The organism is Brevundimonas sp. NPDC055311, from assembly GCF_053645695.1.
Map to the genome: position 1 here is coordinate 13,781 of NZ_JBSHMV010000001.1, position 19,516 is coordinate 33,296.

Annotated in this window: 18 protein-coding genes; 9 read left to right on the forward strand and 9 right to left on the reverse strand. The window is 66.4% G+C overall.

Translation table 11 applies throughout. The annotated features are described in order from the left end of the window. The first annotated feature begins 2 nt into the window (after positions 1-2). The gene (locus ACWIDZ_RS00070) at positions 3-584 is read left to right on the forward strand and encodes a DUF488 domain-containing protein (protein ID WP_453988702.1); all 582 of its coding nucleotides are present in this window, start codon (positions 3-5) and stop codon (positions 582-584) included. Here the strand turns inward: ACWIDZ_RS00070 and ACWIDZ_RS00075 are convergent. From ACWIDZ_RS00075 to ACWIDZ_RS00090, 4 genes are read right to left on the reverse strand one after another with little or no spacing between them, the layout of a single operon-like run. Beyond that, entirely contained in the window at positions 581-1,717 is a 1,137-nt protein-coding gene (locus tag ACWIDZ_RS00075) for an ABC transporter permease (protein WP_453988700.1), read from the reverse strand. The genes ACWIDZ_RS00070 and ACWIDZ_RS00075 overlap by 4 nt on opposite strands. Continuing rightward, positions 1,714-2,646 carry an ABC transporter ATP-binding protein gene (locus ACWIDZ_RS00080; RefSeq protein ID WP_453988699.1) on the reverse strand — a complete coding sequence of 311 codons (933 nt, stop codon included), beginning with the start codon at positions 2,644-2,646 and terminating at the stop codon, positions 1,714-1,716. Before ACWIDZ_RS00080 ends, ACWIDZ_RS00075 begins: the two co-directional genes overlap by 4 nt. Beyond that, complete coding sequence (locus ACWIDZ_RS00085; RefSeq protein ID WP_453988698.1) at positions 2,643-3,641, reverse strand: HlyD family secretion protein; 999 nt, start codon at positions 3,639-3,641, stop codon at positions 2,643-2,645. Before ACWIDZ_RS00085 ends, ACWIDZ_RS00080 begins: the two co-directional genes overlap by 4 nt. Then, positions 3,642-5,138: an efflux transporter outer membrane subunit gene (locus ACWIDZ_RS00090; RefSeq protein WP_453988697.1), complete on the reverse strand. Its 1,497-nt coding sequence runs from the start codon at positions 5,136-5,138 to the stop codon at positions 3,642-3,644. It lies immediately after the preceding gene. A gap of 191 nt (positions 5,139-5,329) precedes the next feature. Here ACWIDZ_RS00090 and ACWIDZ_RS00095 point away from each other — a divergent pair, with 191 nt between their 5' ends. Continuing rightward, entirely contained in the window at positions 5,330-5,791 is a 462-nt protein-coding gene (locus ACWIDZ_RS00095; protein WP_453988696.1) for an SgcJ/EcaC family oxidoreductase, read from the forward strand. A gap of 143 nt (positions 5,792-5,934) precedes the next feature. Here ACWIDZ_RS00095 and ACWIDZ_RS00100 read toward each other — a convergent pair whose 3' ends face one another. From ACWIDZ_RS00100 to ACWIDZ_RS00110, 3 genes are read right to left on the reverse strand one after another with little or no spacing between them, the layout of a single operon-like run. Continuing rightward, entirely contained in the window at positions 5,935-7,416 is a 1,482-nt protein-coding gene (locus ACWIDZ_RS00100; RefSeq protein WP_453988695.1) for an indolepyruvate oxidoreductase subunit beta family protein, read from the reverse strand. Positions 7,417-7,421: 5 nt separating this feature from the next. Then, positions 7,422-9,563 carry a thiamine pyrophosphate-dependent enzyme gene (locus tag ACWIDZ_RS00105; RefSeq protein WP_453988694.1) on the reverse strand — a complete coding sequence of 714 codons (2,142 nt, stop codon included), beginning with the start codon at positions 9,561-9,563 and terminating at the stop codon, positions 7,422-7,424. Positions 9,564-9,569: 6 nt separating this feature from the next. Beyond that, positions 9,570-10,355 (reverse strand): cyclase family protein, encoded by a 786-nt coding sequence (locus ACWIDZ_RS00110; RefSeq protein WP_312218380.1) that lies wholly within the window; start codon positions 10,353-10,355, stop codon positions 9,570-9,572. A gap of 36 nt (positions 10,356-10,391) precedes the next feature. On the opposite strand from ACWIDZ_RS00110, the gene ACWIDZ_RS00115 reads away from it, so the two are divergent. From ACWIDZ_RS00115 to ACWIDZ_RS00130, 4 genes are all read left to right on the forward strand, one after another. After that, positions 10,392-10,952 carry a MarR family winged helix-turn-helix transcriptional regulator gene (locus tag ACWIDZ_RS00115; protein WP_453988693.1) on the forward strand — a complete coding sequence of 187 codons (561 nt, stop codon included), beginning with the start codon at positions 10,392-10,394 and terminating at the stop codon, positions 10,950-10,952. Between the two features lie 107 nt (positions 10,953-11,059). Continuing rightward, on the forward strand, positions 11,060-13,363 hold the full coding sequence (locus ACWIDZ_RS00120) for a bifunctional salicylyl-CoA 5-hydroxylase/oxidoreductase (RefSeq protein ID WP_453988692.1): 2,304 nt from the start codon (positions 11,060-11,062) through the stop codon (positions 13,361-13,363). Positions 13,364-13,401: 38 nt separating this feature from the next. Then, positions 13,402-13,869 (forward strand): MarR family winged helix-turn-helix transcriptional regulator, encoded by a 468-nt coding sequence (locus ACWIDZ_RS00125; RefSeq protein WP_278069437.1) that lies wholly within the window; start codon positions 13,402-13,404, stop codon positions 13,867-13,869. Positions 13,870-13,889: 20 nt separating this feature from the next. Beyond that, positions 13,890-14,267 carry an acyl-CoA thioesterase gene (locus ACWIDZ_RS00130; protein WP_454071091.1) on the forward strand — a complete coding sequence of 126 codons (378 nt, stop codon included), beginning with the start codon at positions 13,890-13,892 and terminating at the stop codon, positions 14,265-14,267. Positions 14,268-14,330: 63 nt separating this feature from the next. Here the strand turns inward: ACWIDZ_RS00130 and ACWIDZ_RS00135 are convergent, their stop codons facing one another. Together ACWIDZ_RS00135 and ACWIDZ_RS00140 are read right to left on the reverse strand one after the other, a co-directional pair. Continuing rightward, positions 14,331-15,242, reverse strand: coding sequence for a fumarylacetoacetate hydrolase family protein (locus ACWIDZ_RS00135; RefSeq protein WP_453988691.1), 912 nt, complete (start codon positions 15,240-15,242; stop codon positions 14,331-14,333). Between the two features lie 10 nt (positions 15,243-15,252). Beyond that, complete coding sequence (locus ACWIDZ_RS00140) at positions 15,253-16,380, reverse strand: cupin domain-containing protein (RefSeq protein ID WP_452112120.1); 1,128 nt, start codon at positions 16,378-16,380, stop codon at positions 15,253-15,255. Positions 16,381-16,479: 99 nt separating this feature from the next. Between ACWIDZ_RS00140 and ACWIDZ_RS00145 the strand changes: the two genes are divergently transcribed. From ACWIDZ_RS00145 to ACWIDZ_RS00155, 3 genes are all read left to right on the forward strand, one after another. Beyond that, positions 16,480-17,433 (forward strand): carbon-nitrogen hydrolase family protein, encoded by a 954-nt coding sequence (locus ACWIDZ_RS00145; RefSeq protein ID WP_453988690.1) that lies wholly within the window; start codon positions 16,480-16,482, stop codon positions 17,431-17,433. After that, a complete protein-coding gene (locus tag ACWIDZ_RS00150; RefSeq protein ID WP_453988688.1) occupies positions 17,423-18,073 on the forward strand; it encodes a flavin reductase family protein in 651 nt (216 codons plus the stop codon). Before ACWIDZ_RS00145 ends, ACWIDZ_RS00150 begins: the two co-directional genes overlap by 11 nt. A 117-nt stretch (positions 18,074-18,190) precedes the next feature. Then, positions 18,191-19,516 carry an amidohydrolase family protein gene (locus tag ACWIDZ_RS00155; RefSeq protein ID WP_453988687.1) on the forward strand — a complete coding sequence of 442 codons (1,326 nt, stop codon included), beginning with the start codon at positions 18,191-18,193 and terminating at the stop codon, positions 19,514-19,516.

The following is a 19,516-nucleotide window of genomic DNA, read 5'->3' on the forward strand; positions in this document are numbered from 1 at the left end:
GGATGGCCGAGGATTTCCGGCGACCGTTTTTCACGATCGGCCATTCCACGCGTTCCATCGAGGAAATGGCGGAGCTGCTTCGCGACGCCGAAGCTGAAATCGTCGTCGATGTCCGCAAGATGCCGCGCTCGCGCGCCAATCCGCAGTTCAATATCGACGTCCTGCCGCAGGCGTTGGAACCGTGGGGGATCGGCTATCGTCACCTCGCGGCGCTGGGCGGCCTGCGCGGGCGTGAACATCAATGGTCTGCGTCGCCGAACACCCTGTGGCGCAACCGGAGTTTTCGGAACTACGCCGACTACGCCTTGACGGCTGCGTTCCGGCTCGGCCTAGCCGAACTGCTCGAGCTGGGTCGACGACGAACCTGCGCCGTCATGTGTTCGGAAGCGCTCTGGTGGCGATGTCACCGTCGGATCATCGCTGACTATCTGCTCGCCGACGGGGCCGAGGTCTTCCACATCATGGGGCCCGGCCAAACGACCGCCGCCAGGCCGACGCCCGGCGTCAGGCGGGTCGCCGACGGGTTGATCTATCAAGAGCCCGGTGACGATCATCAAGGAATGACCGAGGAGATTCCGACCTAATCCAGCGTTGTGCGCGAGCGCCACAGCGCCAAGGTCGAGATGATCAGGACAAACAGTCCCAACGCCAACAGGTTCGGTCCCATGTCCGACAGGGTCTGCTGCTTGAGGAGGGCGCCGCGCACGATCCTCAGGAAATGCGTGATCGGCAGGACATTGCCGATGTACTGGGCCCAGACAGGCAGGCCGTAGAAGGGGAAGGCGAAACCCGACAGGAAGATCGACGGCATCATGTAGAAAAAGGACATCTGCATGGCCTGCAGCTGGCTCTTGGCCAGGGTCGAGATCAGATAGCCGAGCGCCAGATTGCCCAGGATGAACAGGCTGACCCCGAAGGTCAGGGCGATCCAGCCCGCCGCAGTCTGCGCCATAGGCACGCTGAACAGAACGCGAGCGACGACCAGGATGACGGCGGTCTGGACGATGCCGACCAGGACATAGGGCGTCAGCTTGCCGACCATGATCTCTATCGGCGTGGCCGGGGTGGAAAGCAGCGCCTCCATGGTGCCGCGCTCGCGTTCTCGGGTCACGGCCATGGCGGTCATCATCACCAGCGTCATGGACAGGATGACGCCCAGCAGGCCGGGCACGATGTTGTAGGCGGTGATGTTCTCAGGATTATAGAGACGGTGCGTCACCACCTCGAACGGTGGAGAGGTCGAGGGCCTGGCCGCAGCGCCGACCAACTGCCGATCAAGCGCATTGTCGGGCAGGGCGGCGACGGCGCCCAATGCGCCGGCGGCCGACACAGGATCGGAGGCGTCCACTTCGACCAGGACCTGGGCCTGGTCGCCTTTCAGCACCCGTTCGGTGAAGTCGGGGGGAATGGTCAGGCCCAGCATGACCTGGCCGCGTCGCAGCAGGGCGTCCATCTCATCGGTCGAGCGGGGCAGGTAGCGCACATCGACGTAGCTGGTGCGCTCCATCGCCGAGACCACGGCGTTGGCGGTCGCGCTGTGGTCGCTGGAGAAGACAGCCGCCGGCAGATGCCGAGGGTCCATGTTGATGGCGTAGCCGAACAGCAGCAACTGCACGAGCGGCATCAGCAGGATCATGGCGTAGGTGATCCGGTCCCGGCTGAGCTGGGTGAATTCCTTGGTCAGGACCGCATAGATTCGCAGCAAGGCGCCGGTCATGCGTCATGTCCTTCCTGGACGCTTTCCGTCTCGCGGCTCATCAGCTGGATGAAGACGTCCTCCAGGGACGGCTTGACCTCGGTCCAGCGATAAGGGGCCTGACGATAGGGAGCCAGGGCCTGCTCCAGCGCGGCGCGGTCTACGCCGCTGACATGAACCGCCGCGCCGAAGGCCGAGGCGCTGACCACGCCGGCCTGGGTCGCCAGACGGCGGGCCAGGTGGTCGATATCGGGACCTTCGCCGTTGAAGGTGATCAGGTTCGAGCGATCTATGATCTCTTCGCCCGTCCCGCGCGCGATCAGTTCGCCATGCAGGATGTAGCCGATGTCATGGCAACGCTCGGCCTCATCCATGTAGTGGGTCGACACGAGGACGGTCAGACCCTCTGCGGCGAGGGCGTGAATCTCATCCCAGAATTCGCGCCTGGCCTTGGGATCGACGCCGGCCGTCAGCTCGTCCAGCAACAGGAGCTTCGGATCGTGCAGGGTCGCGGCGGCGAGAGCCAGCCGCTGTTTCCAGCCGCCGGACAGGGCGCCCGCCAACTGGTCGCGACGCTCGGCCAGGCCCAGTCGCTTCAGCGCCCGATCCACGCGGTCGGCGCGATCATCAAGACCATAGACGCGGGCGACGAAGACCAGATTCTCGCTGATGGTCATGTCGTCGTACAGTGAGAACCGCTGGGTCATGTAGCCGGTCTGACGCTTGATCCGACTGCTCTCGGTTCGGAAGTTGAGCCCCAGGACCTCGCCTTCGCCGCTGTCAGGGGTCAGTAGGCCGCACAGCAGGCGCAGCGTGGTCGTCTTGCCTGAGCCGTTCGGGCCGAGAAAGCCCGTGATCCGCCCTTCGTCCACGGCGATGGAGACGTCGCGCACCACATGTTTGTCGCCGAACGACTTGTTCAGACCCCTGACGTCGATGACCCGGCTCATCGGCGAGCGGGGGGAGTTTTCAGGGGCGTGACGTCGATCGGCTGGCCTGGCGTCAGCGCGCGCGGGGCTGAGGGCGCAGCTTCCACCAGGAAGACCAGCTTGTCGCGCGCAGCCAGGCTGTAGATGATCGGGGGCGTGTATTCCGGGCGGCTGGCGACGTAGTTGACGCGCGCCGTCATGCCCGAAGCGCAGCCGTCGCAGGCGATGGCGACCGTTGCGCCCGGCGGATAGGCGCTCACCATGGCCTGGGGCACATAGAAGCGCACCTTGACCTGATCGTCGGGGACCAGGCTGATGATCGGCGCATTGGCGGCGGCCCATTCGCCGGCTTGATACATGACATCCTCGACCCGCGCGGCGATCGGGGCGACGGGCGAGAGCTGGCTGAGCTGGCGGCGGGCGTCGACCACCCCCGCCTGGCTGCCCTGAATGGCGGCGCGGCTGGCGGCGATGCGGGCGGCGGCGGCGTCCACGTCGGTTCGGGCGGCGTCTCTGCGCCGCTGGGCGCCGGCGGCAGCGGTTCGAGCCTGGTCGAGTTGCTGGCCCGCGACCGATCCCGTCTTTTCTTGCTCCGCTGCGAGAAAGCGGGCTAGGTCGGAGCCCGTACGGTCCACGTCCACGTCAGCCGCAGCCAGATCGGCGCGAGCCTTGTTCAGAGCGGCGACGTCGGCCTCCAGTTGCGCCTGCCCCTGATTGACCTGGGCGATCGCCTGATCGGCGCGCGCGCCCAGAGATGTAGGGTCGATGCGGAAAAGAGGGGCGCCGGCCTCGACGCGCTGACCGCGCACGACGTCCAGGGTGTCCACCACGCCCGCCACGGGGGCGGACATGTAGAGGTTCTGGCTCACGACATAGCCGGTAAACATCGGGGTGTCTGACGACCGCCGATCGGACAGGCTCCAGACCAGCAGGGTGCAGGCTGCGCCTCCAACAACCAGGCCGATGACAAGAGGGCGGCGTGCGATACGTCGACGGCGTTGTGCAGTGTCGGCCATCTAGAGCCCTCCCGCATCGGCGATGCGACGCTCGTCCCAACCGCCGCCGAGCGCCTTGAAAAGCGCCACCACGTCCAGATCGACCGCCCCCTGCGCCTGGATGTGTGCGTCGGAGGCGTCCAGGAAGGAGGCGCGCGCCGCCAGCAGGTCCAGCGCGGTCGCCAGTCCTGCGTTCTGTTGAGCCTGAAGGGTCGTCCATTGGTCGCGAGCGGCGGATTCGGCGGCTCTGATTTGCTCCTCTCGGACGCGGTCGGCCTCCAGCCGGCTCAAGGCGTCCTCGACGTCCTTCAGCGCGATCAGCACCGCGCCCTGATAGGCGAGAAGAGCTTCCTGCGCCTGGGTCTGACGCAGGTCCACCGTCGCGCGCCGCCGTCCGCCGTCGAACAGCGGGAGCATGAGTGCGGCGCCCGCCGTGGGTTGCAGGCTGTCGGACGAGATCAGCGTGCTGAGAGAGCCCGAGACCAGATGGATCGCGCCGGTCAGGCTGATCGAAGGATACAGGTCAGCCACGGCCACGCCGATCTCGGCGGTGGCGGCGGCGAGGTTTCGTTCGGCCGCCCGGACATCCGGCCGTCGCCGCAACAGATCCGACGGCAGGCCGACCGGAATGACGGCGGGCGCGGTCGGCGCGGCCTGGGTCTCAGCCAGATCGTTGATCAGCGCCATAGGCGGCCGGGCCAGAAGGACCGCCAGGGCGTGGGCCTGCGCGGTGCGCTGGGCGACGAGATCCTCACGCGCGGCGGCGATGGACGCTCTGTCGCGTTCGGCGGTGCGTTCATCCAGAGTCGACGTCAGGCCATGGCGTCGGCGGATTTGATGGAAAAGCAGGGCGTCGTCTCGCACTTCTTGAAGCGCGTCGGCCACGGCGATGCGCTGATCCAGGGCGCGATAGTCCAGATAGGCCCGCGCGACTTCAGCCGTCAGGATGATTTCGGCGTCACGCCGGGTCCAGACCGCCGATGCTGTGCGAGCATCAGCCGCCTCCAGCGCCCGTCGACCGGCCCCGAACAGGTCCAGCTCCCACGAGGCGTCGAAACCGGTCTGGTAGGTCTCGAACGCCGTCCCCGGCGCGCCGATCGGTTCGGAGCCCGGCGTCCCTGACTCGCCCAGAAGCGCGGCGATGGAGGTGGTCTTGCTAAGCCGGGTGTAGCCGCCCTGTGCATCGGCCGAGATGGTGGGCGCGGTGGCGGCTCCGACGATGCGCGCCCGGTGTCGGGCTTCCTCGACCCGCAGCGTCGCCTGACGCAAATCCAGGTTGGCGGCCCGCGCCTCGTCGACCAGGCGATCCAGCATGGGATCGCGGAACATTCGCCACCAGGCAGGGGTGGGCTGGCCGGGAGGCTCGCCGTGCGAGAAGGCCGCAGGCGTCGCCAGGCTGGTGGGGGTGCGGTAGTTCGGGCCAGCCATGCAGGCCGCCAACAACACGGAAAGCATGACCGGCGCAGCGAGACGAGCGGCGAGGGTCTCCGAACCCATGCGCAGCGCTGTCTTCGTCATCCTCGGCCCCTCAGCATCATGCCGACGCCTGATCCAAGCTGTACGGCTACGGAGCCATAACGTCGCTTCCGGCGCAATGGTCGCATCGCGCCCGCGAAAGGTTGTTATGCGGCTCATCTGGCAGGTCGACGTCCGGCGGGCGAGGGAGCTATGTCTACGCTTTACAACACAACAAGCCAGGAGAAGCTGGATTGTCGAATTCAACCGCACTTCGCTCGCTTTATCTTCGACTCCTGCAAGGCTGGAATGACCGCGATGCAAATGGCATGGCTGAATGCTTCTCGATTGATGGGATATTGATCGGCTTCGACGGCTCTCTTGCAGATAGCCGAGAGGCGATCCAGAAACATCTTTCACCTATCTTTGCTGATCATCCCACCGCCGCCTTCGTCGCCATCATTCGGACGACGCGACGAATTGGGAGCGCCGGCATTCTTCTCGCCGATGTCGGCATGGTTCCGCCCGGCGCCGAAGAGATCAACCCAACGGCCAATGCCCGTCAGACCATGGTAGCCAACAAGGATGGCGATGGGTGGCGGGTCAGCCTTTTTCAAAACACACCCGCTTCGCTGCACTGGGACGAAAAAGGCCGTGAGGCGCTGTCCGCTGAGTTGAATGCATCATTCAAACGGCGAGGCCTGCTTCCCGATTGAACGTTGCTCGCAGATTTTTCTTCTGCATAGATATTAAGTTCCCAAGGTATCTGACGAATAAATTTCGAGAATTTTCTCTTGGCAATCTTAAATGGGGACGCACGCAGCCTAAAGCGGAGAGGGAGGGCCGTTCTGTCAGCACCTCAGACGGCTGCGCCGAGCCGATGGAGTTCGGCCGTCAGCGCTGTTCCCTGTTCGTCAGCAAGGGCGGCCCTGCGAAGCGCGGCGATATCGTCAGCACTCGCTCCTCCCAAGCGCACGAAGGCCAGTATCTTGGCGTAACTCGACAGGCCGCGATCAAAGGTCTCGCCATAGCCCTTGATCAGGTTCTGGCATCGCGCGATTTCGAGTGCGACGTCTGGTTGCGACGGAGTCACGGCCTGAATTTGCGCGAGCCATTCCTCAATGCGCTGCTGTTCCTCCTGGTAGCGCAGGGAACTGCGGCGCCATGGACGCAGGGCGGCCAGCAGGCTCAGCATCAGGAACCAGCGCAACCGCGTCGTCTCCACATGGCGGCCTTTTGTGAAGAAGCGGCCCAGCAGGCTCTCGGCGGCGGCGCTGTGCAGGAGGCGCCGCCCGATAGGGGCGGGTAAGGTCTCGCAGATCTCGCGCAGGCGCGGGTGCATGAACTCGGTGACGCTGAGGAGCTGGTCGTTCGTGACGCGTACTTCACCCCTGACGCGGGCGGCGCGGGACGCGCGGGTCTTCAGGTCCGCCACCCGGATGGTGTCGTCGTAGGCCATCCAGAGCGCCAGGGCGGCGGCCGTCTCTGTGGTCAGGGCGTGCGGGGGCTGGTCCAGCGCCGCGATCCGCTCCAGTCGCTCGAGATAGAGCGCGGCGTAGGCCCGGTCCTGATAGTCCATCAGGCGCTGAACCCCGAGCAGAGCGTTCCTGTGCACGGCGGTGGGCAGCCGGGCGCGAATCCTAGCCGCCAGCGCCTGGCCGAAGGGCGTGGTCGGCGCGGGCGTCGGCGCTGTAGGTTCTTCGGGCGCCGCAACGGGCTGGCGGGCGGCGTCGAACCCCTCGGCAAAGCCCTTCAGGTTGCTGTCGACCGCGACGCCGCTGGCGCGGATCGCGTCTTCGAAGGCTTCGCGCGGGAAGGGCAGGGCGCCGCTGCCCGCCAGGGCGCCGAACATGATCGAACTGATGACGCTGCCGGATCGGGCGGAGGCGGCGTCCATGTCGAAGCCGACGAAGCGGCGCGCCCGCTTGGCGGCGGCCTCGAGAATCTTGCTGCTGTCGGCGCGTCCGTCGCCCATCGCCGACTTCTCGGAGATGGCGTAGATGCGATGGGTCGAGCCGATCAGCGTCGTGCGTTCGGCGCTGACGAAGCCGCGCACCATCGCGCGACCGACCTCCATCAACTCCGAGGCGATGACGACATCGACGTCGCCGGGCGTCGGCATCTGCGCCAGGACAGGCGCGCGACTGTCGGCCGGCAGGGGCGCCAGTTCGACATAGTAGACGGTCGACCCCGTGCGCTGGGCCACGCCGGGGACGGAGGTGCCCTGAGCCAGTTGGCCCTGGCTGCGGGCGACGCTCTGAATCCAGTCGGCCAGCACGCCGCCGCCCTGTCCTCCGAGCGCCAGAATGGCGATGCAGAGACGATCTCTTTGCTGTGTCATGGTTCTTAGAAAGCTCGTGCCGCCAGGCGGCGCTCGGCGCCGCGCTGGAGGGTCGTGATGATCCGTTGGCGCAGTCCGTTGACCAAGCGCTCCCAGCGTCCAGGGTTGGTCACCACCCGCGCCCGATAGAAGCTGGGGCACAAAATGGCGGCGTGGCTGACCTCGCCGCACAGTCCGCAGCCGACACAGGAGTTGTCGACATGCGCCACCGGATCGCGCCGCAACGGATCGGGATTGGGCTTGATCGACAGGGACGGACAGCCGGACAGGCGGATGCAGCTGTGGTCGCCGGTGCAAGTGTCGGGATCCACGCCGAAGCGGTCCTGAGAGACGCGCCGTCCCGCCTGGGCGGCCTTGCGCAGCAGGGGCTTCTCGCGGCGCTGCTTGTTCAGCATGCATTCGGACTGGGCGATGATGACCTTCGGGCCCTTCTCAGGGCTGGTCAGCGCCTCCTTCAGCGCGCCTTTCATGCGTTTCAGGTCGTAGGTGCGGTCGATGGAGCGCACCCATTCCACGCCGACGCCGCGCGCCGCCTTCTCGATCGGGTTGCGGGTGCTGCGCGCGCTGTTGTCGGCGCGCGAGGACAGCACGTCCTGGCCGCCGGTCGCGGCCGAATAGCCGTTGTCGACGACCAGGGTGACGGTGTCGTTCTTGTTGAACACGGCGTTGCCGACGCCTGAGGTCAGGCCGTTATGCCAGAAGCCTCCATCGCCCATGATGGCGATCGCACGCTTGTCCTTCGGCTTGAAGGCCGAAGCCCCGGCGGCGCCCAGGCCGTAGCCCATCGTCGTATTGCCGATGTTGAAGGGCGGCAGGATGGAGAACAGGTGGCAGCCGATGTCCGCCGACACGTGCGACGGGCCCAGTTCGCGCTCGACCATCTTCATGGCGGTGAAGATCGGGCGTTCCGGGCAGCCGGTGCAGAAGCCGGCGGGGCGTGCGGGAACCTCGGCGGCCAGGCTGGCCATGGCGGCGGGCGGCGCAGCCTTTGGGGCGGGCGCGGCCGTCGGCAGATGGGCGGGGCTCCACTCCTCCAGGAAGCTTTGCAGCCCCTTCTGGATGATGTGGGCGGCGTATTCGCCGGCGCGCGGCAGCGGTCCCTTGCCGACGATGCGGGTCTCAAGGCCTGCGCGCCGGATCAGGGTGTTCAACTCATGCTCGATGAACTCGGGCTGACCCTCCTCGATGATCAGGACCGTCTTCTTGCCGCGACAGAAGTCGGTCACCTCTTCGGGGATCAGCGGATAGGTGACGTTGAGGCAGTAGATCGGCAGGGCGCTGTCGCCGAAGGCGTCGGCCAGGCCCAGCAACTCCATCGCCCGGTTCAGGTTGTTGTAGAGGCCGCCCTGAACGATCAGGCCGATGTCGCCCTCGTTCGGGCCGAAGATCTCGTTCAGCCTGTTGTCGCGCACGAAGGCGATGCCTGCGGGCCAGCGCTTCTCGACCTTCTCGACCTCATGCAGGAAGTTGGCGGGCGGCAGGACGATCCGCTCTACATCGCGCACGGGCGCGGCGGCCGCCTGGGCCACGGTCAGGGGCGGGCGGCGATTGTCGCGGGCGACGAAGCTTCCCGTCATGTGGCAGGAGCGCACGCGCAGCTCCAGCATGACGGGCGTGTGCGAGGCTTCGGAAAGCTCGAAGCCCTTTTCGACCATGTCGACGATGCTGGTCAGGTTGGGACGCGGGTCGAGCAGCCACATCTGCGACTTCATGGCGAAGGCGTGGGTGCGCTCCTGCATGATGGAGGAGCCTTCGCCATAGTCCTCGCCGACGATGATCATGGCGCCGCCCGTCACCCCGCCAGAGGCGACATTGGACAGGGCGTCGGAGGCCACGTTCGTGCCCACGACCGACTTCCAGGCCACGGCGCCGCGCAGCGGATAGTTGACGGAGGCGGCCAGCATGGCCGCCGCCGTGGCTTCCGAGGCGCTGGCCTCGAAATGAACGTCCAGGCTTTCCAGCAGGTCGTTCGCATCGGCGAAGACGTCCATCAGGTGGCTGATGGGCGAGCCCTGATAACCGCCGACATAGGCGACCCCGGATTGCAGCAACGCCTTGGTCACGGCGAGGATGCCCTCGCCGTGAAAGACGTCGCCTTCCGCCGCGGTAAGCTTGCGGACTTCCGACTTGAACGAACGCTCGGCCATCCTGGATCAGCCCGCGACCAGAGCCAGAACGCGCAGCGGGCTGCCCGATCCGTCGCGGATCTTCAGCGGCGGCGCGATCACCACGGCGCCCGTGGGCGGCAGGGCGTCCAGGTTCTGCAGACATTGCAGACCATAGCGGCCAGCGCCGTGGAACAGGGCGTGGGCGGGGTAGGGCGGCTCCAGCAGGTGCGCCTGACCAGCGTCCGTGCCGATGGTTTCGACGCCGAAGCCCAGGGCGTCGCGCTCTTCGACCAGCAGGCGAACAGCCGCAACCGACGGTCCGGGGGTGTGGGCGCCATCTTCGCGGCGGTTCACATAGGCCTCCGGATCGCGCTTGGACCAGTCCGTGCGGAACAGGACCCAACTGCGCGGCGGGATGCGGCCGTGAACAGCCTCCCACGCCTCGATATGCGAAGGTTCAAGCAGGAAGTCGGGATCGGCGGCGGCCTCGGCTGAGCAGTCGATGACGACGGCAGGCGCGATCAGGTCCGATGCCGGCACCACGTCCACGGTGCCGGCTGGCCGGTCCTTGCCCGTGATCCAGTGGGCGGGCGCGTCGAAGTGGGTGCCCGTGTGCTCGCCGACGGTGAAATTGCTCCAGTACCAGGCGACGCCGCGCTCGTCGTAGCGGGATATTTCCTCGCGGCTGAACGGCGCGCACTGGCCGAACGGCGGCGGCAACACCAGCGTCGGCGTGTCTTCCGAAAGCGTTTGCGTCAGGTCGACGACCTTCACATCACCGCTGGCGATGCCTGTCGCGATTTGCGACAGAGCTTGTGCAGATACGGACATTCGTCCTCCCCTTCTCTTTTCCCTCAGGACTAAGCCTTGCCGAAGAAACTTGCATCTGCAACTAATTTCTTGAGCGCCGACGCTGATCTTGCGTCGGCTCTGCGCAAGGAGGATGGCGCCGTGGCTGGGCAATTGCGCCGGACGGGGGATCCCGGTTCAGAGGAGTTCCGTCTCGAGCGCTATCCCTTCTATCAGGTGAACAGGGTGCTGAGCCGGTACAACCTGATCATCGAGCGCGAGTTGCGGAAGATCGACATCGACATCCCGACATGGCGGGTGCTGATGATCCTTGGCGAACGCGCCCCACGGTCCATCGGCCAGATTTCGCGCGCCGGGGTGGTCAATCTCTCGACGATGATGCGGATCGTGGAGCGCATGACCAACGCCGGCCTGGTGACGCGCAGTCCCAGCGCGGTGGACGCTCGGGTGATCGACGTCGGCCTGACGGAGGCGGGGCGCGAGCGATTGGCCCGGGCTCGAGTCTTGATGGCGCCCGTCTATCGTCAAGCGCTGGCGGGATTCTCCGAGCGGGATTCCGAGCGATTGCTGGCGCTGCTGGGGCGATTGAACGCCAACCTGGAAGTCATGACGGACTAAACGCTTTCGCGATCTGATCGCCCTCTGAGCGTCGTTTCGGCAACGGCGATGAAGCGCTTGCGTGTCGTCCCTATTTATTTTAGACCTAAAGTAATAGGAGGCGTTCCATGCGTGTTGCTTGTCTCGGCGGCGGCCCCGCCGGCATCTATTTCGCCATCTCGATGAAGCTTCGGAATCCGGGGCACGACATCCATGTTTTCGAGCGCAACCGGAGCGGGGACACCTTTGGCTGGGGCGTTGTCTTTTCGGACCAGACGCTTACCAATCTGACGGCGAACGACCCGGTCAGCGCGGATCGGATCCGGGACAGCTTTGCGCACTGGGACGATATTGCAGTGACGCTCGATGGCCGGACGGAGGTGTCTTCCGGCCACGGCTTTATCGGCATCGGCCGCAAGCGGCTGTTGCAGATTCTGCAGGCTCGGGCGGCCGAGCTTGGCGTGGTCATGCATTTCGAGACCGAATTCGGCGACGATCTGGAGCCTTACGCCGAGTTCGATCTGATCGTCGCCGCCGACGGCGTCAACAGCCGCATCCGCACCCGCTACGCCGACCGCTTCGACATCGACATCCAGACGCGCCGGAACAGGTTCACCTGGCTGGGCACGCAGAAGCTGTTCGACGCCTTCGCCTTCATCTTCGAAAAGACGCCGGAGGGCTGGATCTGGGCTCACGCCTATCGATTCGACGAAACCCATTCGACCTTCATCGTCGAATGCTCGCCTGAGACCTGGGCAGGATTGGGCTTCGAGGGCATGAGCCAGGAAGAGACGCTGGCGGCGTGCGAACGGATCTTCGCGCGTCACCTGGACGGCAAGCCGCTGTTGAGCAATTCGGCGCACCTGCGCGGCTCGGCGTCCTGGATCAACTTCCGCCGGGTGCTGTGCGGCCAGTGGTCCTTCGACAATGTGGTGCTGCTCGGCGACGCTGCGCACACGGCGCACTTCTCGATCGGCTCGGGCACGAAGCTGGCGCTGGAGGATGCGATCAAGCTGGCCGAGGTGCTGGACCGGCCGGGCCTCGATAACCGACAGGCGCTGACGCAGGCGCTGAAGGACTATCGCGACGAGCGTCAGGTCGAGGTGCTGAAGATTCAGAACAGCGCGCGCAACTCCACCGAATGGTTCGAGAGCATCGACCGCTATGCGGATTTCGACGCGGAGCAATTCGCCTACGCCCTGCTGACCCGCAGCCAGAGGGTCAGCCACGAGAACCTGCGTCTGCGCGACGGCCCCTGGCTGGGGCGGGTCGAGGACTGGTTCGCCGGCAAGGCGGACGCGGGGGCTGGGACGCCGCCGATGTTCGCGCCCCTGCGCCTGCGCGACGCGAAATTGCCCAATCGGATCGTCGTGGCCCCGATGCAGACGTATCAGGCTGATGCTCAGGGGCGGGTGACGGACTTTCACCTGGCGCACTATGGCGCGCGTGGGCTGGGCGGCGCGGGTCTGCTCATGACCGAAATGCTGGCCGTGTCCCCCGAGGGCCGGGTGACGCCGGGCTGCGCCGGTCTCTATGACGACGATCAGATTGCGGGCTGGGCGCGCATCAACGCCCTGATCCATGCCGGGGGAGAAACCCTGGTCTGCGCCCAGATCGGCCACGCGGGTCCGCGCGGAGCGTGCGCCGCGCCGCAGGGCGGCCGCCCGGCGGCGACGCCTCTGGATCAGCCCTGGCCGCTCGTGGCGGCTTCGGATCGGCCCTGGGCCGAAGGCGGCCTTGCGCCCGCCGCTCTGGACGAAGCCGGGATGGACGCGGTTCGTGCCGCCTTCGTCGCCGCGACGCGCCGGGCGGAGGCGGCGGATTTCGACGTGCTTGAGATCCAGGCTGGGCACGGGACCCTGCTGTCCAGCTTCATCACGCCGCTGATGAACCATCGCCAGGACGCCTATGGCGGCGATCTGGATGGGCGTCTGCGGTTTCCGCTGTCGGTGGTGGAGGCGGTCCGCGCCGCCTGGCCAGGGGCCAAGCCGCTTCTGGTGCGGATATCGGCCGAGGATTGGATGGGGGAGGCCGGGCTGGCTTCGGATGAAGCGGTCGAGATCGCCAGGCGGCTGGCTGCGGCCGGGGCGGACCTGATCGACGTCTCTTCCGGAGAAACCCATCCGGATGCGCGCCCTGTCACCGGGCGGATGTTCCAGACGCCCCTGTCCGACCGCATCCGCAATGAGGCGGGCGTTCGCACCCTGGCGGTGGGCGCCATCACCGAGGCGGATCAGGCCAACGCCATCCTGGCGGCCGGACGGGCGGACCTTGTCGCCCTGGGGCGCCCGCACCTGCTGGATCCGGCCTGGACGCTCAAGGCGGCGGCCGCCGCGGGCCGCCGCGAGCATCCGACGCCCAGCGTCTATCGCGCCGGTTTCGACCAGCTTGCGCGACAGGCCCGAAGCGCCGCAGATGGCGTTAGAGCCTGACCGGGCCGGGCGGGCGGTTCGCAGAGGAGTGGCGCGCCATGCGCGAGAAGCATGACGGCGGCGCGGGGCCGATCGATGTTCGGGCGTGGCTCCGGATGCTGAGCTGCACCATGACGATCGAAAAGAGCCTGCGACGCGGCTTCGCCGAGCAATACGACACCACCCTGCCGCGTTTCGACGTCATGGCGGCCCTGGACCGTCATCCGCAGGGGCGGACGATGGGGCAGCTGTCGCGCGCGCTTCTGGTGTCCAACGGCAACGTCACGGCCATCGTGCGCCAGCTTCAGGACGCGGGCCAGGTCGTGGTCAGCCCCGACCCCGAAGATCGCCGATCATCCATCGTGCGGCTGAGCGCGGCCGGGCAGGCCAGCTTCAATGTGCTGGCCAAGGCGCACCATGCGTGGATCCATCAGGCGCTGTCCGACGTGGCTCCCGATGATCTGGAACAGCTTCACGCCCTGTTGGCCAAGGTCAAGGCGTCGATCGGAGAGAACCTTCACACATGAGCTTCACGACGCGGAGCAAGGTGCGTTTCGCACATGTCGATGCGGCGGGCATCGTCTTCTACCCCCGCTATTTCGAGATGCTGAACGGGGCGGTTGAGGACTGGTTCGCCGAAGGTCTGGGCGTTGATTTCGCCGAACTGCACCTGACGCGCGGCCTGGGCGTGCCCACGGTCAGCCTGGACAGCCGGTTTGCGGTGCCCAGTCGCCTCGGCGACGAACTGGACATCACCATCGAAGTGAAATCGGTTGGCCGCTCCAGCTGCGCCGTGGCCTATACGGTGGCCTGCGGCGACGAGGTGCGGATGACGGCCGAGGGCGTTCTGGTCTGCATGATTCTGGCTGAAGGGCGCTCGGCGCCCTGGCCGGATGACGTTCGCGACGGTCTGGCGAAGACCTGAGCCTCGCCCTGTTCCTGAAATGAAAAGCCCGCCCGGGCGCTGCGCCGGGGCGGGCTTTTGTCGTCAGGCGGCGACGACGGGATGGCGCAGCTTGCCGATGCCGACGACCTCGGCCTCGACCGTATCGCCGGGCCACATCCATTGCTGCGGGTCCATGCCGGCGCCGACGCCTGCGGGGGTGCCGGTGGCGATGATGTCGCCGGGCTCCAGGGTGATGCCCTTGCTGATGTCGGCGATCAGTTCATCGACCTTGAACAGCATATAGGCCGTGTTGCTGCTCTGCTTCTGGACGCCGTTCAGCGACAGGGTCAGGTCCAGCGTCTGCGGGTCGGGAATCTCGTCGGCGGTGACGATGCACGGCCCCATCGGGGCGAAGCTGTCCTGGCCCTTGGAGTAGATCCACTGGCCTGCGCGGCGGCAGTCGCGGGCGCTGACGTCGATCAGCACCGTATAGCCGAATACGTGCTTGAGCGCGTCCTCGCGGCTGACGCCCTTGGCGGTCGAGCCGATCACCGCGGCCAGTTCGACTTCCCAGTCCAGTTGCTGGGTGATGGCGGCGTTGTGGACGATGGGGTCGCCCGGCCCGACCACGGTCGTCGGCGGCTTGGAGAAGATCACCGGCTCGCGCGGCAACTCGGGCGAGGTGTCCAGCGATTTGGCGGACTCCGCCACATGTTCGGTATAGTTCAGCCCGATGCCGAAGATGTTCTTGCGCGGGCGGGGGATGGGAGCCAGCAGATTCGCGTTCGACAGCGGCGTGGCGACGCCGACCGGATACAGGCCCTTGGCCTCGGCCATCAACGCCGTGGCGGCGGAAACCGCCTGAGGCCCCAGGTCGATGAAGACCAGCATCGAGGAGGGCAGGGCGACGCCGCGCGCCTGGCCCAGTTTTTCAAGGTCGACGATCAGGTCGCCGTCGATGGCGCCCAGCCGGGCCTCGGCCTCGACGCTGGCGCGATAGGTAACAAGACGCATTCATTTAGTCCTATTCAGAGATGATGGGTTGATGGCCGCCGTTCTCGGCCAGGGCTTCTTCGCGATAGAGGCCCAGGGCGCGCATGACCGGCAGGTCGTGAAAGGCGAACAGACAGGCGTCCTCGCGGTCCGAGGCGTTGGCGTGCTCGTGATACATCCAGGCCGGGACGACGAAGATGTCCCGCTCGCGCCAGTCGAACCGGCGGCCGTTGATGATGGAATAGCCCTGCCCCTTGGCGCACTGATAGACGAAGCTGCCGGTCTGGCGGTGGGCCTTTGTCCGTTCGCCGGGACGCAGCATCTGCATCGAGGCGCCGATGGTCTGCATGACCGGTCCGCCGGTGTTCGGATTGACGTAGTCCATGTGGACGCCGTCGTAGGGGCTGCCGTCGGTGACGGCGGCGAAGCGTTGCAGGGCTTCGTAGGTCGGGCCCCACTCATACTTCAGCAGCGGCGAATAGGGCTTGTTCCAGGGCGTCGACGCCGGGCGCAGGGCCGCGCCAGCCCACGTCGCCGTGCTGTCGTCGACAGGGAAGGAGACCGCCTGGTTCAGGTCCGGATGGACCTCGTAGAAATTGGCTTCCAGCGCGTTCATCATCGGAATGTCGAGGCCGTCCTGCCAGATGCAGATCTCGCCGTCCTCGGCCACGCCGTGCTCGTGCCAGGTTCCGTTGGGGGTCAGCACGAAGTCGTTCGGCCCCAGCGTCATCTTGTGCCCGTCGACATTGGTGAAGGCGCCGCGCCCCTCCATGATGAAGCGCAGAGCCGAGGCGCTGTGGCGGTGGCTGGAAGCGCATTCGCCGGGCTTCATTACCTGCAGGCCTGAATAGAGCCAGCCGACGGCGGCGACCACGTCGGCCCGGCCCTTGTTCTCCAGATAGACGACGCGACGCCCCGCCTGTTCCGGGGTGACCAGATCCAGGGCTTTCAGCACATGGTCGCGCAGCTCGGCGTAGCGCCACAGCATGGGGACAGAGGTCGAGACCGGCTCCCAAGGCTCGATCTTGTTGGCCACCGTCCACAAGGCGCCGGTCCCTAGCTCCGAGAGGCGGCGATAATAATCCACCAGTTCGGGAGTGTCGGCGACGTTGGCGCGGCCGATGACGTCTTCGCGGTATTGGTCGAAACGGTTCGTCATGACCCCTCTCCTCCACTAATATTATAGACCTAAAATATCTTCCAATTGCTGTCAAACGCAACTAATCTGCGCTGAGGTTTCAGGGATGAGGGGGGCGTGATGTCTCAGTCCTATAAGGCTGCCGTGGTGCAGGCGGCGTCGATTCCGGATGATCCAGGGGCGTCGGCGGTCAAGGCGGCGGATCTGATCCGCCATGCCGCCGACGAAGGCGCGCGGCTGATCGTTTTTCCCGAGGCCTTCCTGGGCGGCTATCCGAAAGGCGCCTCGTTCGGCACGCCCGTGGGGATGCGTAAGCCGTCGGGACGCGAGGACTATCGCCGGTACTATGAGGGCGCCATCGATCTCGACGGACCCGAGGTGGCGACCCTGGCCCAGGCGACGGCCGAAACAGGCGCCTTCGTGGTGATGGGGGTCATCGAGCGCGGCGGGGCGACGCTCTATTGCACCGTCCTGTTCTTCGATGGCGAGCGCGGCCTGATCGCCAAACACCGCAAGCTGATGCCTACGGGCGCCGAACGGTTGATCTGGGGTTTCGGCGACGGCTCGACCATGCCGGTGATCGACACCTCCCTGGGCCGGATCGGGGCCGTCATCTGCTGGGAGAACTACATGCCCATGCTGCGGATGGCGATGTACGATCAGGGCATCGGCCTCTATTGCGCGCCGACGGCGGACGACCGCGACGGCTGGGCCGCCTCCATGCGCCATATCGCGCTGGAAGGCCGCTGCTTCGTCCTGTCCGCCTGCCAGCACATCCGGCGCGACGCCTATCCGGCGGACTATGACTGCGCTCTTGGCGATGCATCCGACACCGTGCTGATGCGCGGCGGCAGCATGATCGTCGCCCCTCTGGGCGAGGTGCTGGCGGGACCCGACTATTCCGGGGAGACGATCCTCTACGCCGATATCGACCTGTCCGAGATCGCGCGCGCCAAATACGACTTCGACGTCGCGGGCCACTATGCGCGTCCCGATGTTTTCCAGTTGAGCGTCAACACGGCGCCGCAACGTCCGGTGCGACGCATCGGGGCGGAGGACGATCTTGCTGTTTGACCTGTCGCAGTTGCAGGCGGGCGATCGTTACAAGCTGATGGCGTCGTCCATCACGCCCAGGCCCATAGCCTGGGTGACGACCCTGTCGCGGGACGGGGCGCGCAACGCCGCACCCTACAGCTTCTTCAACATGATGGCGGCCGATCCCCCTTTGATCGCCCTGGGCCTGATGCGCAAGCCGGACGGCGACCGCAAGGACACCTGCGCCAACATCGTCACGACGAGGGAATTCGTCGTCAACCTGGTGTCCGAGGATGATCTGGACGCCATGAACTGGACCTGCGCCGAGGCGCCTGCGGGGTATGACGAACTGGCCGCCGCCGGGGTGGCGACGGCGCCGTCCGCCATGATAAGGCCGCCGCGCATCGCCTCGGCGCCCGTCAGTTTCGAATGTCGGGTCGTCGAGACGCTGGACTTTGCGCCGGCGGCCACGGTGGTGATCGGACAGGTCCTGGCCCTGCACGTCGATGACCGCTTCGTCGATCCCGAGCGCCTGCATGTCGATACGCCCGCCATGCAGTTGATGGCGCGTATGCACGGCGCCGGCTGGTACACGCGTTCGACCGACCGGATTCAGCGCAATCGTCCCAGTTTCGATGATCTCCGCCGCAAGGCGACGGGTTGCGACGTAACTACCTGATCTCTGATCTTCGTTGCTATTGGCGCAACAGACTGTATCAGCGAACCGCATTGTCAGGCTCATTGCATTTCCTGACAGTGCGAGGCTCCGGCGCGCCCGGGCTAGAGGGGATTTCACATGTACTCGCTTCGTCTTCCACGTTTCGCGCCGCTTATGGCGGCGGTCTCGGCTGCGGCCCTGACCGTTTTCGGCGCGCAGGCCGCCTCGGCCCAGGCGCAGCCGGATGGAGAGGTCACGGCTCTGGTGGGGGGCTCGGTGATTTCGGTCGAGGACGGGCGGATCATTCCCGACGCCGTGGTCGTGGTCGAGGGACAGCGCATCGTCCGCGTCGGTCCGCGCAGCGAGGTCCAGCTGCCGGCCGGCGCCCGCATCATCCCGACGGAGGGCCGTTGGCTGGCTCCGGGGCTGATGAACATGCATGTCCACTTCGGCCTGAAGCTGCCGGGGGCGGCGGGGGCTGAACTCCAGAATGAAACGGACGCCCAGCAGGTCCTGCGCATGGCGCACAACGCCGAGCGTTCGCTACGCGCCGGGGTCACCAGCGTGCGTCTGACGTCCGAACTACACGGCAATGACTTCGCCCTGAAGCGCGCTATCCAGCGCGGCGAGGCGGTCGGTCCGCGCATCGAGACGGCGGGCGAACTGATCGTGCCGACCGGCGGTCACGGTTTCCACGAAGTCGACGGCCCTTACGCCTTCGCCCGCGCCGCGCGCGAGCAGATCAAGCAGGGCGCATCCTGGATCAAGATCGCCATTTCGGGCGGCATTTCCGACACCCACGGCGACATCGCCGCCGCGCCGATGACCGATGAGGAACTCTCTGTCCTGATCGACGTGGCCCATCGCAACGGGGTGCGCGTCACCGCTCACAACGGTTCGCCCCAGGCGGCGATGCAGGCGCTGGAATACGGCATCGACGCCTTCGAGCACGGCTATCACCTGACGGAGCCGGTGCTGCGGCGCATGGCCAAGGACGAGGCCTGGCTGATTCCGACCATCGTCGTCAGCCAGCCCGGCGCGCGCGCCTTCTACCAACGGATCGGTTCGCCGGACTGGTACCTGGCCCGGGTCGAGAGCGTGGGCAAGGACCACTGGGCCGTGCTGCAGCAGGCGATCCGTCTGGGCGTGCCGATCGCGTTGGGCACCGATCAGTTTCCGTTCGAGGACAATGAGGGCACGACCGCCACGGTTCGCGAAGCCGAGCTCTATGTCGATGCGGGCATGACGCCGCTTCAGGCGCTTCAGGCCGCCACGATCCAGCCGGCGCGCATGATGCGTCGCGACGCCGATATCGGCAGCATCACGGTCGGCAAATACGCTGATATCGTCATTCTGGACGGCGACCCGACCAAGGACATCGGCGCCCTGCGCTCGCTGAGCTTCGTCATGAAGGGCGGGGCGGTCGTGCGCGATGACCACGGCCTGTCGGGCCAGGCGCGCTGA

Bases quoted from the DNA above. Each gene is read 5' to 3' on its own strand.
- ACWIDZ_RS00085 (WP_453988698.1), bottom strand. From the start codon at position 3,641: ATGGCCGACACTGCACAACGCCGTCGACGTATCGCACGCCGCCCTCTT.
- ACWIDZ_RS00135 (WP_453988691.1), bottom strand. From the start codon at position 15,242: ATGCGTCTTGTTACCTATCGCGCCAGCGTCGAGGCCGAGGCCCGGCTG.
- ACWIDZ_RS00100 (WP_453988695.1), bottom strand. From the start codon at position 7,416: ATGACACAGCAAAGAGATCGTCTCTGCATCGCCATTCTGGCGCTCGGA.
- ACWIDZ_RS00125 (WP_278069437.1), top strand. From the start codon at position 13,402: ATGCGCGAGAAGCATGACGGCGGCGCGGGGCCGATCGATGTTCGGGCG.
- ACWIDZ_RS00110 (WP_312218380.1), bottom strand. From the start codon at position 10,355: ATGTCCGTATCTGCACAAGCTCTGTCGCAAATCGCGACAGGCATCGCC.
- ACWIDZ_RS00155 (WP_453988687.1), top strand. From the start codon at position 18,191: ATGTACTCGCTTCGTCTTCCACGTTTCGCGCCGCTTATGGCGGCGGTC.
- ACWIDZ_RS00075 (WP_453988700.1), bottom strand. From the start codon at position 1,717: ATGACCGGCGCCTTGCTGCGAATCTATGCGGTCCTGACCAAGGAATTC.
- ACWIDZ_RS00120 (WP_453988692.1), top strand. From the start codon at position 11,060: ATGCGTGTTGCTTGTCTCGGCGGCGGCCCCGCCGGCATCTATTTCGCC.
- ACWIDZ_RS00070 (WP_453988702.1), top strand. From the start codon at position 3: ATGGCCGAGGATTTCCGGCGACCGTTTTTCACGATCGGCCATTCCACG.
- ACWIDZ_RS00145 (WP_453988690.1), top strand. From the start codon at position 16,480: ATGTCTCAGTCCTATAAGGCTGCCGTGGTGCAGGCGGCGTCGATTCCG.
- ACWIDZ_RS00080 (WP_453988699.1), bottom strand. From the start codon at position 2,646: ATGAGCCGGGTCATCGACGTCAGGGGTCTGAACAAGTCGTTCGGCGAC.
- ACWIDZ_RS00140 (WP_452112120.1), bottom strand. From the start codon at position 16,380: ATGACGAACCGTTTCGACCAATACCGCGAAGACGTCATCGGCCGCGCC.
- ACWIDZ_RS00090 (WP_453988697.1), bottom strand. From the start codon at position 5,138: ATGACGAAGACAGCGCTGCGCATGGGTTCGGAGACCCTCGCCGCTCGT.
- ACWIDZ_RS00105 (WP_453988694.1), bottom strand. From the start codon at position 9,563: ATGGCCGAGCGTTCGTTCAAGTCGGAAGTCCGCAAGCTTACCGCGGCG.